The 15,894-nt window shown below is 37.3% G+C and carries 16 protein-coding genes; all 16 read right to left on the minus strand.

The features are described from left to right. Window positions 1–20 precede the first annotated feature (20 nt). Window positions 21–794 (minus strand): SDR family oxidoreductase, encoded by a 774-nt coding sequence (locus AC0UBM_RS10535; RefSeq protein ID WP_026813297.1) that lies wholly within the window; start codon window positions 792–794, stop codon window positions 21–23. Between the two features lie 42 nt (window positions 795–836). After that, the gene (locus tag AC0UBM_RS10540) at window positions 837–1,826 is read right to left on the minus strand and encodes a 2-hydroxyacid dehydrogenase (protein ID WP_475688601.1); all 990 of its coding nucleotides are present in this window, start codon (window positions 1,824–1,826) and stop codon (window positions 837–839) included. Window positions 1,827–1,836: 10 nt separating this feature from the next. Continuing rightward, on the minus strand, window positions 1,837–3,105 hold the full coding sequence (locus tag AC0UBM_RS10545) for an MgtC/SapB family protein (protein ID WP_475688602.1): 1,269 nt from the start codon (window positions 3,103–3,105) through the stop codon (window positions 1,837–1,839). Between the two features lie 3 nt (window positions 3,106–3,108). Beyond that, complete coding sequence (locus AC0UBM_RS10550) at window positions 3,109–4,083, minus strand: ATP-dependent 6-phosphofructokinase (protein ID WP_475688603.1); 975 nt, start codon at window positions 4,081–4,083, stop codon at window positions 3,109–3,111. Beyond that, the gene (locus tag AC0UBM_RS10555) at window positions 4,073–4,990 is read right to left on the minus strand and encodes an alpha/beta fold hydrolase (protein WP_121344445.1); all 918 of its coding nucleotides are present in this window, start codon (window positions 4,988–4,990) and stop codon (window positions 4,073–4,075) included. Before AC0UBM_RS10555 ends, AC0UBM_RS10550 begins: the two co-directional genes overlap by 11 nt. Next, window positions 4,987–6,345, minus strand: a complete 1,359-nt coding sequence (locus tag AC0UBM_RS10560) for a dicarboxylate/amino acid:cation symporter (protein ID WP_475688604.1) — start codon at window positions 6,343–6,345, stop codon at window positions 4,987–4,989. Before AC0UBM_RS10560 ends, AC0UBM_RS10555 begins: the two co-directional genes overlap by 4 nt. 12 nt (window positions 6,346–6,357) lie before the next feature. After that, window positions 6,358–7,419, minus strand: a complete 1,062-nt coding sequence (locus AC0UBM_RS10565; protein WP_475688605.1) for a class I fructose-bisphosphate aldolase — start codon at window positions 7,417–7,419, stop codon at window positions 6,358–6,360. 11 nt (window positions 7,420–7,430) lie between these two features. Next, window positions 7,431–8,444, minus strand: coding sequence for a type II glyceraldehyde-3-phosphate dehydrogenase (locus AC0UBM_RS10570; protein ID WP_475688606.1), 1,014 nt, complete (start codon window positions 8,442–8,444; stop codon window positions 7,431–7,433). A gap of 18 nt (window positions 8,445–8,462) precedes the next feature. Beyond that, on the minus strand, window positions 8,463–9,812 hold the full coding sequence (locus AC0UBM_RS10575) for an APC family permease (RefSeq protein WP_475688607.1): 1,350 nt from the start codon (window positions 9,810–9,812) through the stop codon (window positions 8,463–8,465). Window positions 9,813–9,814: 2 nt separating this feature from the next. Further along, the gene (gene nhaA / locus AC0UBM_RS10580; RefSeq protein WP_475688608.1) at window positions 9,815–11,140 is read right to left on the minus strand and encodes a Na+/H+ antiporter NhaA; all 1,326 of its coding nucleotides are present in this window, start codon (window positions 11,138–11,140) and stop codon (window positions 9,815–9,817) included. Further along, a complete protein-coding gene (locus AC0UBM_RS10585; RefSeq protein ID WP_475688609.1) occupies window positions 11,140–12,534 on the minus strand; it encodes an NAD(P)/FAD-dependent oxidoreductase in 1,395 nt (464 codons plus the stop codon). The genes nhaA and AC0UBM_RS10585 overlap by 1 nt, the downstream gene beginning before the upstream one ends. Window positions 12,535–12,586: 52 nt before the next feature. Next, window positions 12,587–13,048, minus strand: coding sequence for a universal stress protein (locus AC0UBM_RS10590; protein ID WP_475688610.1), 462 nt, complete (start codon window positions 13,046–13,048; stop codon window positions 12,587–12,589). A gap of 45 nt (window positions 13,049–13,093) precedes the next feature. After that, window positions 13,094–13,792: a lycopene cyclase domain-containing protein gene (locus AC0UBM_RS10595; protein ID WP_475688611.1), complete on the minus strand. Its 699-nt coding sequence runs from the start codon at window positions 13,790–13,792 to the stop codon at window positions 13,094–13,096. A gap of 4 nt (window positions 13,793–13,796) precedes the next feature. Beyond that, on the minus strand, window positions 13,797–14,585 hold the full coding sequence (locus tag AC0UBM_RS10600) for an AlbA family DNA-binding domain-containing protein (protein WP_475688612.1): 789 nt from the start codon (window positions 14,583–14,585) through the stop codon (window positions 13,797–13,799). 48 nt (window positions 14,586–14,633) lie between these two features. Further along, window positions 14,634–14,909: a DUF5676 family membrane protein gene (locus AC0UBM_RS10605; RefSeq protein ID WP_475688613.1), complete on the minus strand. Its 276-nt coding sequence runs from the start codon at window positions 14,907–14,909 to the stop codon at window positions 14,634–14,636. Between the two features lie 147 nt (window positions 14,910–15,056). After that, window positions 15,057–15,872 carry a DUF3347 domain-containing protein gene (locus AC0UBM_RS10610; RefSeq protein WP_475688614.1) on the minus strand — a complete coding sequence of 272 codons (816 nt, stop codon included), beginning with the start codon at window positions 15,870–15,872 and terminating at the stop codon, window positions 15,057–15,059. Between the last annotated feature and the right edge of the window lie 22 nt (window positions 15,873–15,894).

The following is a 15,894-nucleotide window of genomic DNA, read 5'->3' on the forward strand; positions in this document are numbered from 1 at the left end:
TTTTGTTTTAGGGTAGTTTGTTATTGTGCGGTATAGCCACCATCGATTACCAATTCAGAACCCGTCATAAACTTGGATTCATCCGAAGCTAAATAGACGACTCCATAGCCTATATCATCAGGCTCTCCCAAATGGCCAACAGGATGCAAACTTTCTAATTGCTTTTTGCCTTCTTCTACATTACCTTGAGCTTTCAGAAAATTTTCTACCATTGGTGTCCAGATATAAGCAGGATGTATAGAATTGATACGGATTCCGTAGCCTTGTCTTGCACAATGCAGGGCAGCAGATTTCGTGAATATGGTAACACCGCCTTTGCTTGCGTTATAAGCAGGTAGGTTAGGGTCACCGATAAGTCCTTCAATGGAAGAGAAGTTGATGATGGAACCACCTTCTCCAGTTTCCTTCATACCCTTTATACCATATTGAGTACCTAAAAAAGTGCCATTTAGGTTTACATCTATTAGGTTTTTCCAATCTTCAAGGGTAACTTCTTCTACAGTTCCACCTAATCCTATTCCGGCAGAATTAGCTAATATGTGTAATTTTCCGAAAGTTTTGAGCGTGGTCTCAATGACATTTTTCCATTCATCTTCCTTGGATACATCTTGTTTAATGAATATAGCCTCCCCACCGTTAGCTTTGATTTGTTGGACTACCTTTTTTCCATCTTCTTCATCTATATCTGTAACAACGATTTTTGCTCCTTCACGTGCTAATAAAATAGCACTTGATTTACCTAGACCAGAGGCACCTCCTGTGACAATGGCTACTTTATTTTTTACTCGATTCATAATTTTAAGATTTAAGTGTTACTACTATTTTTTGCTTCTTAATCAAGAAACTTCGTTTCCTGAAACTTTGCCTTTTTCAAAACAATCCAGATTATATATTGTGGTTTCAGCAATATTTGTCAATGCAGTTTCGGTTAAAAAGGCCTGATGACTGGTTATCAAAACATTGTTGAAGGTCATTAATCGGGCAATCACATCGTCTTGCAAAATGTCATCGGAATGGTCTTCAAAGAACAATCCTTCTTCTTCCTCATACACATCTATTCCGAAATACCCAATTTTTTTAGTTTTCAATCCTTCGATAACAGCTTTGGTATCGACCAATCCTCCACGACTTGTATTGATAAGCATTACGCCTTGCTTCATTAATGAAATATGTTTTGCATCAATCAAGTGTTTCGTTGAAGACGTTAGTGGTACGTGTAAGCTTATGATATCGGACTGCTTACAAATAGTTTCACAATTGGTATAGATTACATTGTAGGAATTGATTAAATTTTCATCCACAATGACATCCTGAACAAGTATTTTACAACCAAAACCGTGTAGTATTTTTACCAATACAGACCCAATTTTTCCAGTCCCGATAACGCCGACGGTTTTTCCATTGAGGTCGAAACCGGTAAGACCGTTCAATGAGAAATTCTGGTCACGTACCCTGTTGTGTGCTTTAATCAATTTTCGGTTTAATGCAAGTATGAGCGCCATTGTATGCTCTGCAATGGCATAAGGGGAATAGGCTGGAACACGTGCCACCTTCATATCCAGTTCAGCTGCTTTTGCTAAATTCACGTGATTGAATCCTGCTGAACGCAGAGCAATATATTTTACGCCAAAAGCATTGAATTTTTCAAGAATGTGTGCCGAGGCATCATCGCCCGTAAATAGACTTACTGCTTTAGAACCCGTTGCGAGAATAGCTGTTTCTTGAGTTAAACGACTTTCAAGCAGCTTTAATTGATGCTTGCCATCATTCGCTTTTACGAGATACGGCTCTTCAAACTTATGCGTGCTGAATACTGTTGTTTTCATTTCACTTTTTTTAATTTCCTAACTGTATTAAAATATATACTAACCCTACGATGACAACAGTTCCAAAAATTAGCATCACGAGTTTCCCGGTCTTTTTTGAACCTTTGAAATAGGTAATACCAAGTTTTACAATCATATTGCTTATGGTTGCTGTTATAATGACATTGGTGGCCAGCGTGAGTTTTTCTTCCAATGACCCAAATTTTGCCATACTAATAGTTATCGCATCCGTATCTGCCAATCCTGCAATTAGGGCTGAATAGTATAAACCGCTTTCGCCAAAAAATTGATTTCCATAAAAAACTGCAAACAGGATGACCACATAAATACCACCAAACCCAAGAGCGTTCCAAATATTGAGCGGATTACCCAGATTGATAGCTGTTTTTGTGACATCTGTATTCTTTTTGATGAATAAGAGTGCGCTTATCAAGCAGATAAGGGTAAGAATAGTAAATGGAATGACTAAATTTAAAAGTATGGCACTATTGAAAATATAGGCCAGAATCGCAAGTCTGGGAAACATAATTGCGGAAGCTATAATGATACCCGCAGCATATTCTTTTGAAAGTTCTGGCGATTCCTTACTTCGCGAAGCATATATCCAAGCTACTGCGGTACTTGAAATCAATCCGCCTAAAATAGCAGTGAGCAGAATACCACGTTTAGAACCTACATATTTTACAAGAAAGTAACCAATGAAATTCAGAAATGACACTATCACTATGATGGCTCCAATCTCAAAAGGGTTAAGCAATCCCTCTGGACCATAATCTTGATTTGGTAAGAAAGGCAAAATAAGAAGCGCAATAATTGAAAACTTAATAAAGGCGAAAAGCTCTTCGGAAGTAATATTTTTAATGAAGGTATTAAAGGTTGTTTTCAATGATAACAGAGTAACTATGATAACCGCAGTAGCAACTGCTTCCTTATGCAAATGATTAGCAACCATAACACCCAAAATCAAAGTAGCGAATAATGCCATATTGGTGGTAATACCAGTCATAATATGCTTTTGTACTATGGAAAGATGACTCAAAGACAGAAACAAAAGAAATGCTGCCGCAATGATAATGACCAACCAAGGTGTATAGGTTGTGGAAAGATTTCCCAATATAAAACCAATAATGGCAACAATTGGGAAGGTTCTTATACCTGCAAAGCCTTGTTCTTCCTTCAATTTATCGTATTCACGTTCCAGCCCAAGAATAAGGCCAATGCCCAGGCTGATGAGTAGTCCGAGGATAAATGGGTTGATATTTTTAAAGACTTCTATCATTTTTTACTTTCCAAATAGTTCTAAAAGTTCATATAATTCAGTATTTACCTGATGTTGCTTGACCACATCTTTAAAAGGGGTTAGATGCAATTGATTATTTAAAATTCCTACCATTACATTTTTTTTACCTTGTAAAAGTGTTTTCACAGCCGCCACTCCAAGTCTAATGCCTAACATTCTATCTAAAGCTGACGGATTTCCGCCTCGCTGGACGTGGCCGAGTTTCGTAATTCGTAAATCGACATTGGGATTGACTTCCTTTATTTTTGAGGAAACCAGTTCAGCGCCTATTTCATCACCTTCAGAAACCACGACAAGAAAAGCATCTTCGCTATCGTAATTTTTAATCTTGTCCAATAGGTAAATAAAATCTTTTGCACTTTCAGGAATTAGTATGGCATCTGCACCTACCATTAATCCCGAATGAATAGCGATGTAGCCTGAATCCCTTCCCATTACTTCAACAATAAATACGCGGTTATGAGATTCGGCAGTGTCCTTTATTTTATCAATATTTTCAATAGCCGTGTTTACTGCGGAATCAAAACCAAGGGTATAATCAGTACCAGATATATCGTTGTCAATAGTCCCGGGAATACCAATGAATGGGATGTCGCATATTTCTGAAAAAGCCAATAAACCTTTAAAAGTGCCATCGCCACCAATAGCAATTAAAGCATCTATGTTGTTTGCTTTTAGAGTTTGCAATGCTTTTTTACGGCCCTCTAATTCCAGAAATCGTTTGCTTCTTGCTGTTTTTAGAATGGTACCGCCTTTTTGGGTTATTTTTTTTAGTTCGTGTGATGCTAATGGAACCAAATCACCGTCTATCAACCCTTCATACCCTTTTCGAAAACCACTTACTTTTATACCCTTTACTTCAGCGGATTTTGCAATGGCGTACAATGCAGCGTTCATTCCAGGACTGTCGCCTCCTGAAGTAAATACGCCTATATGTTTAATTTTATTAGTGCTCATTAGATATGGTTTTTTGTAATTTTTTATCTGAAATAGTAAAATCTTGAATTGTGTTCCAAACAAATTCTGCTTCTTTCAGAAAGAACTGATGGTCTCCTTCAGATGAAGTAATTAGTTGTGCGTTTTTAAATTCCTTTGATAATTTTAAGGCATTTTCTAAAGGTGCAGTGGTGTCTTTTTCTCCGTGAATAAAAAGCACGTCTTTATCCTTAATTTTCTTTGCAATCGCATATAAATCTGTTTTCAAGATGACCTTTGTAAGTGAATAATAATAACTCTGCCAATGATGCTTTTTTGCATCTTCATAAACATCATCTGTGAGGTTGTCAGGTTTGAATGCGCTCGACATAAAAATGGGATGAATCATACAAATGTATTTCGAGAATTTGCTTGTTGAAATCCTATCCACAAAGGAATGGGATGACATAATTTCTTTAAACTCATCAGCGTTCTTATAAACAGGTATGCTTATAAAAATTCCTGCCTTGAACCAAGTTGGTTGCTTTTCCAATAGTGCCAATGAAATCATAGCTCCCATAGAATGTCCCGCAATAATTGTTTTGCCATCATTGAATTCTTCTTTGTTTAAAATTAATTCAAGGGCTTGCAATTGTATTGAAAGGGAATAATCACTTTGTGGTTTTGGCGAATCACCAAAACCTAGCAGGTCGACTAAAAGTAGCTTATGTGTAGTTGTAATACTTTCTAAATTGCGTTTCCAATAATGCAATGAGCCTGTTAAACCGTGCAACAAAACAAGTTTGTTTTCTCCAGAGCCTATTATTTCATAATTCAACAGTGTTTCTTTGGCATCATAAGCTGGTTGCTTACCAATTTTGTAATGCTGATAGCTTGCTATAGCTACAACAGGAAGAATGAACACTATGGATATGAGTAGTAATGTCATTGTTTTGAAATTGATTTATTATCCGTTTTCTCACTAACCAAGATTGGGGTTTTACCATAGAATCTATTGAAAACCATACAGGCAGTCAAATCACCAGTTACATTTACCGCAGTCCTAAACATCCCCAAGAGTCTCTCTACACCAATAATAATAATGATGCCTTCAGCGGGTATGCCGACACTTCCCAAAACAGAAGCGAGTATAACCACACCGCCTCCAGGAATGGCTGGTGTGCCAATGGAAGCAGCTACTATGGTTACGATGACCACTATAATATTGAGTAAGCTCATTTCCAGTCCATAGGCTTGGGCTATAAAAAGAGTCGTTATAGTTTGATAGAGCGCCGTTCCATCCATATTGACGGTTGCGCCAATAGGTATAATAAAATTGCTAATGCTCTTATCCACTTTCAGTTCTTCTTCCGCTGTTTTTAGTGATAAGGGCATTACAGCCGCAGAGCTCGTGGTTGAAAAGGCCAATAGTTGAACATCCCTTATTTTTTTTAGGAAATGCAATGGGTTTGTTTTTCCAAGAAGGACAACCAGTCCTAAATAGAAAAACACCAGTAACAATAGACCGAGTAACACCACCACAACATAGTAGGCTAGACCTGACAGAGAGCTCAAGCCAACACTAGAGGTAAGCTGTGCCATAAGCCCAAAAACAGCAACAGGTACTAACAACATAGACCATTTCACTACCGTCATACAGACTTCTTGAATGGCACTTAAGAGTATCTTTACTGGGCGCAATAATGCTGCATTAAGTGAGAGCACAGCCACACCAATAATAATTGTAAAAATCACGATACTTAACATATCGGCATTTACCATAGACGCCAAAGGGTTTTCGGGAAGCAGGTTTGAAATGGCATCTGGAATATTTTCAAGCCCAAAAGAAAGTTCGGTATCCTCCGTAGAGGTGGTCATTATTTCATTATGTTCAGCTAGAGCTTGTTGATGTAGAAAACGCCCAGGCCTAAAAAGTTGAGATAGTATGACACCCAAACTTACCGAAACTATGGTAGTGCCTAGAAAATATAATAAAACGCCACCACCTAATTTTTTTAGACTGTCCTTATCATTACTTGCGATTCCTGTAATGATGGAAGCCACAATCAAAGGAATCATAATCATTTGAACCAGTTTTAGAAAAAGTACGCCAGGCAATGCCAGCCAATTCCCTGCGATGTCTGCTGTTTCTTTAGTAATCCACCCGTTTTGAGGACTTAACAGCAATCCAAAACCAACACCCAGAAATAAGGCAATGATAACCTTTAGCCATAGACGACTTTCTACCAATTTTGAGAGGTAGTGATTGAATGATTTAAGTGATTTTACTTCTGTGTCGAACATTCTTTTTTATTGTTATGCAATGCTAATTTTAGTATCCAAATAAACTTTCTGAACGGATTGTAATACTTCCACGCCTTCGCCGAAGGGCTTTTGAAACGCTTTTCTTCCCATTATCAATCCAGAGCCACCAGCTCTTTTATTGATAACGGCAGTTGTTATTGCCTCCACCAAATCAGACTTACCTTTAGAGCCACCACCGGAATTAATCAATCCGATTTTTCCCATAAAGCAATTAGCCACCTGCAACCTGCATAGGTCGATGGGATGTTCTGTTGTCAGCGTATCATACATTTCATCATCATATTTTCCGAAACCGATTTCTTTGAAACCAAAGTTATTTGTAGGTAATTTTTGCTTAATGATATCTGCCTGAATGGTTACCCCAATATGATTTGCTTGCCCTGTTACATCGGCAGCAGCGTGATAATCTTCTTTTCCAGTTTTGAAAGCTTCGTTTCGGGTATAGCACCATAAAATGGTAGCCATACCTAAATTATGGGCTTCTTCAAAAGCTTCAGCTATTTCTTTAAGCTGTCTGTTACTTTCTTCGGAACCAAAATAGATAGTTGCACCGACGGCAACTGCTCCCATATCCCACGCAGCTTTTACTTTGCCAAATAAGGTTTGGTCATATTTATTGGGATAGGTAAGTAGTTCGTTGTGGTTAATCTTTACGATAAAGGGAATTTTATGGGCATATTTTCTAGCGTTCAATCCCAATACACCAAAGGTGGAAGCCACGCCATTACAACCTGCTTCCATCGCTAATTTTATAATATTCTCTGGGTCAAAATAATCCGGATTTTTATAGAAAGAAAAAGCTGCACTATGCTCGATACCTTGGTCTACAGGCAGGATGCTCAAGTAGCCTGTACAACCAAGATTTCCGTGGTTATACAATTGTGAAAGACTTCGTAGTACCTGCGGATTTCTATTACTTTGAGTAAATACCCTGTCTAGGCTTGTCTTACTAGGTGTTTGCAATTCGTCCTTGGTTATTTTTTCACAAACGTGATTCAAATAGAAGGACGCTTTTTCACCTAATAGTTCTGTAATATTTATATTTGTTTTCATTGGAATAAGATTTAATGAATTCCTAAACTTTCATTAGTTTTAGCAATGGATTTTGCACCATCTGTTTCAATTCCAGTTAATGCTCTAATGGCATCAATAGTTTCTGGGATTACAATGGCTTGGTTATCTACCACGTAGGCATAAAAAAGTTCATCGCCCACTACCTTCAACATATCTTCCCAAAGGGCTACTTCGTACATATCGCCCCAAGGTCTTCCCATATCCAAGAACATTTCTTTAATGGTGTTGTTTGAAACCAGGCCTTGGTCATATTGAATCAGTTTGATGCGACTAGACGTTTTGAAAGCATTCAGCACTTCTTCTTTTGAGGCTTGCTTTTTTAACTTCACATTCCAATAGTGCATATGGCTTAAAGTTTCTGGAACTTTTACTGCGGAAGTGATGACGTCTAAATCAGGATCTACGCTTTTAGCGTCAGGACCTTGATGGCTCGGAATATCTCTTTCGGGAACCATTGTGTTCATAATGCCACCTAAATGGCTTTCCCATGGATCTGTAGCTCTTCTCAAAAGTGTTCCTCTAGCATAATCTAATAAATTGGCTCTTTTTAAAGCGGTCAGCGTTCGTAGAATAGAAGTGGTATTACAGGAAACAACTCTTGTAGCATCCAGATTTAGTGCCGAATCATAATTGTTTTCTGCACTAAAAGAATGGTTAGTGGTTTCGTGTTTTTCACCACCCTGAACAATGAACTTTATGCCTTGTTTTTTATATATTATAACATTCTTTGCTGCTATATTTTTTGGCGTACAATCGACCACGAGATCTGCTTTATCCAATAAGCCTTGCAGGTTGCCTTTTACCGAAATGCCGGTAGTCTTCATTACTTTTTCGGCTTCGGTGGTTGCCGCATAAATATTATATTCTTTTCTCACGGCGTTCTGAATACGCCAATCACTAATGACATCGCAAACTCCAATAAGGTTCATATCATCTTGTAAATTAATGGCGTCGGCTACTCTTTTTCCAATGACCCCGTATCCTATAACTGCTATATTTTTCATATAAATGGTTTTTATTAATTATGTTTTATTGTTTTTTTTAGTTTCCATTCCCATCTCCATATTACCGTCATCGTCTGTGTGCGACTTCATAAAAAAGCGTTCCGCAAGAATAATCAAGATAATTCCAATTGCTGCTACGATGAGCACCATTGGATCATTCAGATATTTTATATATAGAAAGGCGGCCAGCACTGCAATGTCCATTACGATGGCTATTAACGGAATGATGGGTTTAAATTCCACCTCTTTTTTTAGGTGGCGAAAAAGCCCCCAGTGGATAGCGATATCCATAATAAGGTAGAAAATAGCTCCTATGGAAGCGATTCTTGTTAAGTCGAAAAGGGCAGTGAGTAAAATGGCAAGGGAAACCGTGAATATGAGTGCTGGATTTTTAAAATCACCCAACTTTTTTAAAGAGGGTACCTGTTTCATATTGCTCAACATCGCCAATAAGCGCGATGCCGAAAATACACTGGCGATAACCCCTGAAAAGGTTGCTACAATAGCGATAGCTATAGTAAACCATAAACCCCATTCTCCAAAAACAGGTTCTGCTGCTGCTGCCAAAGCATAATCTTTTGCCTTTATTATTTCAGGGATGCTTAAACCGCCTGCAACAGCAAGTGCCAAGGCCACATAGATAAGTGTGCAGATAAGAATAGAAATCACAATGGATCTCCCAAGGTTTTTGTGTGGATTTTCGATATCTCCACCTTGATTCGTGATTGTTGTGAACCCTTTATAGGCAAGTATTGATAATGCCAATGCTGCTACAAAGCCGAACCCTTGAGGTAAGGTTTCGGTATTTTGTGGAATATAGTCTCCTGTAATATCTGCAAATCCAGAAGCTATAAGGCCTGCAATGGCGAGCAATGCAATACCAGCAACTTTGATAATTGCTGTAAAGGTGGCTGTTGCGCCAATTACTTTATTTCCTAGAATATTTATTACATAAGCTGTTACCAAAAGTAGAATGCCAAGAATGGATGCATAACCAGCATAACTTTCTGGGAATAATCGAAGGGTATAAGCGCCAAAGGTTCCCGCCACCAAGCTTTGTGCGACAACCATTGAAACATACATTAGTAGAGAATAGACACCGGTTGTTGTTCCAGGGCCATAGGATTTATTGAAAAACTTAACCACACCCCCAGATGACGGAAAAGCATTTGAGAACTTTACGTAGGAATAAGAGCTAAAACCAACCACAACAGCTCCAGCAATAAAAGCAATTGGGAACAGATCGCCTACTAACTCAGCTATTTGCCCCATAAGAACAAATATACCAGCACCAATCATTACACCCGTTCCGAGAGATATGGAACCAATTAGGGAAAGCTTATTGTTTTTTGTTAAGGTGCTCTTCATTATTATACGATTTTTATTTTTCTTGAACTATTAATTAAAATGATTGAACCAATTATTCCTGCGATAAGCGAGGAAAACAGAATACCAACTTTTGCTGTATAAATGAATTCTTCATTTACAAAAGCCAATTCATTGATGAACAAAGACATTGTGAATCCGATTCCTGCCAGAAATGCAACACCATATAATTGGTTCCAATTTACTGCATCGGGTAATTTGGCTAGTTTTAAAGCCACAAGTAGCCTTGAAATTGATACAATTCCAATGGACTTTCCTAAAATTAATCCCGCGCCAATACCTAAACTAATGGGATTGAGTAATACCTGACCAACTTCACCGTGCAAGTGAATCCCTGCATTTGCCAATGCAAAAAGAGGTAGCACTAAAAAGCTTACAATAGGATTTAATGCTTTTTCTAATTTTTGAAGAGGTGTTTCGGCTTCTGAACTTGTTGACTTGATATCTTCCAGTATTTCGAGTTGCTCGCTAGAAATGAGTGCTCCTTTTACAGGTTTTATTTTTAGAAAACGAGAATGAAGCGTACTTAAACGTTTTAGAAAGGTATCTTCCTTAATTTTCACACGTCCCGGAATTGCAATAGCTGTTAGTATTCCAGCAATAGTAGGATGGACTCCAGAGAAAAAGAAGGCCAACCATACACCACCTATTCCAACAATAGCATAAAACCAAGTTTTTCGGATACCTGCATAATTACCAATTATCAATATGCCAAAGAAAAGTAGTGCGTGGAACAAATTCATCATAGAAATACCTGAAGTATAAAAAACAGCTATAACTAAGACACCTCCTAAGTCATCGACGACAGCAAGTGTTACCAAAAAGATTCTTAATGCTACAGGTAATCGTTTACCAAAAAGAGCTAATATTCCTATTGAAAAAGCAATATCGGTAGCCATAGGGATACCCCAACCTTGTGAGGCTTCGCCAGTAGTGTTGAAGAGGAAGTAAATAAGGGCAGGGAAAACCATACCACCGATGGAAGCGCCAATAGGAAGTACAGCATTTTGAAGAGTTGAAAGCTTTCCGCCTAATATTTCTCTTTTTAATTCTAATCCTACTTGAAGGAAGAACAATGCCATCAGGCCATCGTTAATCCAAAGTAACAGCGGTTCAGTAATTTCAAAACTGCCTATGGCAAATGAGATGTCCGTTTTCATTAAACTGCGGTAGATTTCTTGCCAAGGTGAATTGGCCCATACCATTGCAATTATTACTGCAATGAGAAGTACAATACCTGTGTTGTTCAAGCCTTTTGAAGTAGCATTGAATACACTATGAATTCCACTGTATGTTTTACTTTTCAACATTATTGGGTTATATTTTCAACTTCTTCTTTATTATCTATTTTGGGTTTTGTTTGTTTGCTAACGGTTTGTGGTTTAAAATTCCTAATAATTAGGCGGTTGCTCTTTTCATAGGTGAAATAGCTAACCGCCCAATTAAAACCAACCATCAATCTATTTCTAAAACCACTTATTGACATTAAATGCACAATAGACCATAATAGCCAAGCGAAATAACCTGCAAATTTGAATTTACCCAAATCTGCTACGGCTCTGCGCTTGCCAACAGTTGCCAATGAACCTTTGTCTTTATATTCGAAAGGTTGTGTTGGTTTATTATTTATAATATTCAGTATAGAATTACCCAGATATTTTCCTTGCTGAATTGCTGTCTGTGCTACTTGTGGATGCCCTTTGGGTGTGTCTTCAGAAATAAGTGCTGCTATATCGCCAATGGCGAATATATTTTTGTAACCTTCTACTTTTAAATTGCCATCAGTCTTGATGCGGTTGCCCCTAACCACGTGTTTTTTATCAATACCTTTTGGAAACTGTCCTTTCACACCAGCTGTCCAGATTAGGTTTTTTGTTAAAATAATCTTATCACAATTTGTGACAACCTGTGAACCATCGTAATTGCTTACCGATTCATTGAGTAATACCTTTACCTCCAAATCCTTCAAATATTCTAGCGTTTTTGATGATGCCTTGTCTGACATCGTACTTAAAAGCTCATCAATGGCTTCAATTAAATAGATGTTCATTATGGAAGAAGGATATTCTGGATAATCTTTGGGAAGAATATATTTGCGGAATTCTGCCAAAGCTCCTGCCATTTCCACACCAGCTGGACCACCGCCAACGATGACGAAATTTGTTAAGGCATCACGTTCTTTATCATCACAAGTGATTGCAGCTTGTTCCAGATTTTGCAGCATCATATGGCGAATATTTAAAGAATCGCGAATGTTTTTCATCCCAAGACTATGGGACTCGACATTGTCCATACCAAAAAAATTAGTAGTTGTTCCCGTTGCCAATACGAGATAGTCGAAGTGAACGCTTCCCTTATTGGTTATAATGGTGTTTGTAGAAGGTTGGATTTCTTCCACTTCAGCCAAACGAAACAATACGTTTTTATAGCCATTGATTTGTTTTCTGAAAGGGAATACAATACTGTCAGGCTCCAAAGCACTCGTTGCCACCTGATAAAATAATGGCTGAAACTGGTGGAAGTTGTTTTTATCGAACAGTACCACCTGTAGGTCTTTATGCTTCAATTTTTCTACCAATGCCAAACCAGCAAATCCACCACCAATGATAACAACACGAGGTACATTGGAATCTGGAAGGCAGATTTCATCTGTTATCTTGCAAGTAGATTCTCCTATTCTATTATTTAAGTGATTAACTTTCATATTTAATTTTAGACTTGATACCTTTCTTTAGAGCATTGATGTTGGCCATACATTACTTCTCCTCTTTTTCTTTCGCAATCATTACTGAACAGTTGGCGTGGGTTGCTAAATATTGTGAAACGGAACCTAATAAAAAGCTTGAAAACGCTCCATGACCTTGAGAACCGACCACAATTAAGTCTGCACCAAAGGATTCTGCCTTTTCTAAAATTTCTCTTTTTGGAAGACCGCTAACAATAGTGGTTGTTATTTTAATTTTGGGATTTAAAGTCTTTAACAATTTCGATGCACTGGAAACAAATTCTTCAGCAGATTTTTTATTTTTGGACATCATTTCCTCATAATAATCGCTTGGAAAACCTCCCATAGGAATAGGCGCTGGGCCAACTATTATAGTATGTTCGTAAACATTTATAACACATACTTCGGTTTCAATCGGTAATGGCAGAGCTCCAAGTTGAGAAACGGCAACTTTACTATATTCAGAACCGTCTATGGCTAATACTATTTTCATAATTTATTTATTTTAGGTTATAGATTAATACTATTCTTTAGGTTATTATGCTTTTGCCTTCATTGATTTTTGCCAATACAGGTGTTCGTATAATCCTGACCAGTACATTCCAAAAGTGAAGGCAAACAGCAATTCTTCAATAGGAATTCCTAACAAAAGAATATGTGTCAGGCTGTCAAGGTTCCAGTACAGCCCCACATAAAGGGGGTAAAACGGAAGGATACTTCCAAAATAAATGAAGTACAGTACCATAAACAAGATGCCCCCAACCCAAATCTTTCCTTTTAAATCTGGACGGCAGTAAAGCGTTGCCAACCCACCAATGAACAAAGCTATTATACCACAATAAATATGGTTAAGCGCCGTGAAAAGCGCCAGAACAATAAATACAATGACTGGTATAAAAAGTATATAAATATGCAAACGATGGCTTTGGTGACTACGTTCGCTATGTGGTATTTCGGCAAGGCCTCGTTTAAAAATCAGATTGTAGAGAACGGTGCCTATTCCACCTATAGCAAAAGAAAAGATAAGGCTCTCTATATCGAAACTTGTTTTTTCTGCCAAATCAAACAACGACGGCGGAAACCAATATTCTGGCACAAACAATGGTTCTGTTAAACCAAACGGCATGGTAATCAGGCTCATTTTTAGCATTTCTTTTCTAACCCCTTTTTTTGACACATAGATAATTACCCATAGGAGAAGAATGATAAGTGACCATATAAACCAGACGTATTGCATAACTTTATGATTTTCTAGTTTCTAAATAATTAACAGCTTCTTTAACCGATAGTGGATAAGTAGCGTTACCTGTCCGAACATAAAAGGTGGTATTTTCGGTATCGCTAACGTAAATAGGTTTTTCAGAAGGTTCTATATCTACTAAACACACATCTTTTTCATTTAAACTATAGAATGAAATGTGATTGCTGAAACAAGCTTCGTGGCCTAATTGTGTAGAAATGATTCTGAAAACTTCGCGCTCATAACCGTCCCTGTTTTTGTGCTTTAGGGTTTTGAAATCTTTTTCTAATCCTAAAACATTTCCATCATCATCTACGCCAATAATTAATTTACCACCATTTGCATTCATAAAACCTGTGATGGTTTTAGCAATAACCTTTTCAAGGTCGCGGTTGGTTGCTTTACGATAATAGTCATAGCGTATGGAAGACTTGAATTCTACCATCTCATTTTCGCCATCTGCGATAATTTCGGCAATGTCTCTTTGCAATAAGCGCTGTTGGGTACCAATTATATTGTTTTTCTTTTTAAGTTTAATCCAAAAAAAACCTGATACCAAGCCCAAAACACTTCCAAGTAGCATTAATGAACTACTCATTCCTCTCATGTTAAAACTGAAGGATTCTATAAAACGTTCATTCAAAATCTCCAAAAAAAGTGACGTTGAAAAGGTCGTATGGCTATATTCAAACCAATACAATACCATTGTAAATGGGTGTACTAAGAAATAGAATATGCCTGCGCCTGCTAATATCTGAATTATTAATATTTTAAGATTTACTGAAATCATATACCACTATGTCTAGTTTAGAATTTTCTTATTTGTAAGATTCTTGTGTTATTTGTTTTTTATCTGTACGTTATAAAAAGCGCCAATACAAGCACCAATAAGCCATCCCAGAATGAATGTTTGAACAATGCCAAACAGTGCTTCCAATAAGGGAATATCCATTCTTATTATCTGGCTTGTATCTAAACCGTGCAACAGGCTGTTGAAAAAGATAATTGTTCCTTCTTGTCCTGCTGTAGTCATAACAATCATACATCCTAGATAAATAAGTGCTCCAGTAAGCCCGAAGGCAAAACCGAGCTTTTTTATGTTTAATCGATACATAATGTTTAGTTTTTTTATTAGAAATATTTAATCTGTTGTGCGTTATTATTCATTAAATCAAAAACTGATTTGATTACAATTCGAGCAATTTTTGATTAAAAATTACTCGAATTGTGAAACTTTATTCAAAATGTACAAATGGCGTTTTTATTTTAAAGTCTCTTTTACCGAGCCACAATTGGGCATTTTTGAGCCCAAATAAGGATTCTTGATTTTTTCGGTTAGGCTTAGCCAATTAGCACCATTACCATCCATGGCCATTGGGCAATGGTTCCAATAAAGTGTTTTTCCAGCTAAATTGATTTCCTTGAAAACAGTGTACAGTTGTTTGGACAAATTCGCAAATTGATTTCGTTGTTCGTTAATTTCCGTGGATTTTGATAGTTGCTCCAATGTCTTTTTCATATAAGTTTCATTCAGGGCAGTTTCTTCATTCAGTAGTTTTATTGCTGCTTCCTGAGCAGACTTGCTGTTATCGGCAGCCAAGGCATTTTCAATGTCCATATACCCTGATATTATGGCTTCCATATCATCTTCTATCTTCTTCTCTCCAAAAAAGCAATGGGTGGCACAGGCATGAAGTTTATAGTTCTTATGAACGTAACCTATAACATGACCTTTAGGATCCAAAATTTCACATTTTTCATCATTCCCTTTAACAGAGAGCACAAACTGACCGCTTTCATTATAATATTGCCCTCCTTTTTTTGCTTTCCCTAAAGAATTGCCTTCTGCGTCAAATACCTTCCCGTTTTTAATGAATCCTAGTTTCTTTCCTTGGTTGTTATAAACAATATCCTCCTTGCTTATATAGCCGAGTTTTGTTCCACGATCTAAGACTTCGCCTTTACCGTTAATAGACATCTGCCGTTTGGTTTTATCACTTGCTTGGGCGAATGTGGTTTGTGCTGATAGCAGTATTCCTACCAAGAATACTAGGCTAATAATTACTCTTTTTTTCATTTTTTTTAATGGTTTTTTTACA

The organism is Formosa sp. F44 (assembly GCF_056238645.1).

What these genes read in the sequence shown, in the direction of transcription:
- AC0UBM_RS10535 (WP_026813297.1), bottom strand. Translation starts at nt 794, where the DNA reads ATGAATCGAGTAAAAAATAAAGTAGCCATTGTCACAGGAGGTGCCTCT.
- AC0UBM_RS10540 (WP_475688601.1), bottom strand. Translation starts at nt 1,826, where the DNA reads ATGAAAACAACAGTATTCAGCACGCATAAGTTTGAAGAGCCGTATCTC.
- AC0UBM_RS10545 (WP_475688602.1), bottom strand. Translation starts at nt 3,105, where the DNA reads ATGATAGAAGTCTTTAAAAATATCAACCCATTTATCCTCGGACTACTC.
- AC0UBM_RS10550 (WP_475688603.1), bottom strand. Translation starts at nt 4,083, where the DNA reads ATGAGCACTAATAAAATTAAACATATAGGCGTATTTACTTCAGGAGGC.
- AC0UBM_RS10555 (WP_121344445.1), bottom strand. Translation starts at nt 4,990, where the DNA reads ATGACATTACTACTCATATCCATAGTGTTCATTCTTCCTGTTGTAGCT.
- AC0UBM_RS10560 (WP_475688604.1), bottom strand. Translation starts at nt 6,345, where the DNA reads ATGTTCGACACAGAAGTAAAATCACTTAAATCATTCAATCACTACCTC.
- AC0UBM_RS10565 (WP_475688605.1), bottom strand. Translation starts at nt 7,419, where the DNA reads ATGAAAACAAATATAAATATTACAGAACTATTAGGTGAAAAAGCGTCC.
- AC0UBM_RS10570 (WP_475688606.1), bottom strand. Translation starts at nt 8,444, where the DNA reads ATGAAAAATATAGCAGTTATAGGATACGGGGTCATTGGAAAAAGAGTA.
- AC0UBM_RS10575 (WP_475688607.1), bottom strand. Translation starts at nt 9,812, where the DNA reads ATGAAGAGCACCTTAACAAAAAACAATAAGCTTTCCCTAATTGGTTCC.
- nhaA (WP_475688608.1), bottom strand. Translation starts at nt 11,140, where the DNA reads ATGTTGAAAAGTAAAACATACAGTGGAATTCATAGTGTATTCAATGCT.
- AC0UBM_RS10585 (WP_475688609.1), bottom strand. Translation starts at nt 12,534, where the DNA reads ATGAAAGTTAATCACTTAAATAATAGAATAGGAGAATCTACTTGCAAG.
- AC0UBM_RS10590 (WP_475688610.1), bottom strand. Translation starts at nt 13,048, where the DNA reads ATGAAAATAGTATTAGCCATAGACGGTTCTGAATATAGTAAAGTTGCC.
- AC0UBM_RS10595 (WP_475688611.1), bottom strand. Translation starts at nt 13,792, where the DNA reads ATGCAATACGTCTGGTTTATATGGTCACTTATCATTCTTCTCCTATGG.
- AC0UBM_RS10600 (WP_475688612.1), bottom strand. Translation starts at nt 14,585, where the DNA reads ATGATTTCAGTAAATCTTAAAATATTAATAATTCAGATATTAGCAGGC.
- AC0UBM_RS10605 (WP_475688613.1), bottom strand. Translation starts at nt 14,909, where the DNA reads ATGTATCGATTAAACATAAAAAAGCTCGGTTTTGCCTTCGGGCTTACT.
- AC0UBM_RS10610 (WP_475688614.1), bottom strand. Translation starts at nt 15,872, where the DNA reads ATGAAAAAAAGAGTAATTATTAGCCTAGTATTCTTGGTAGGAATACTG.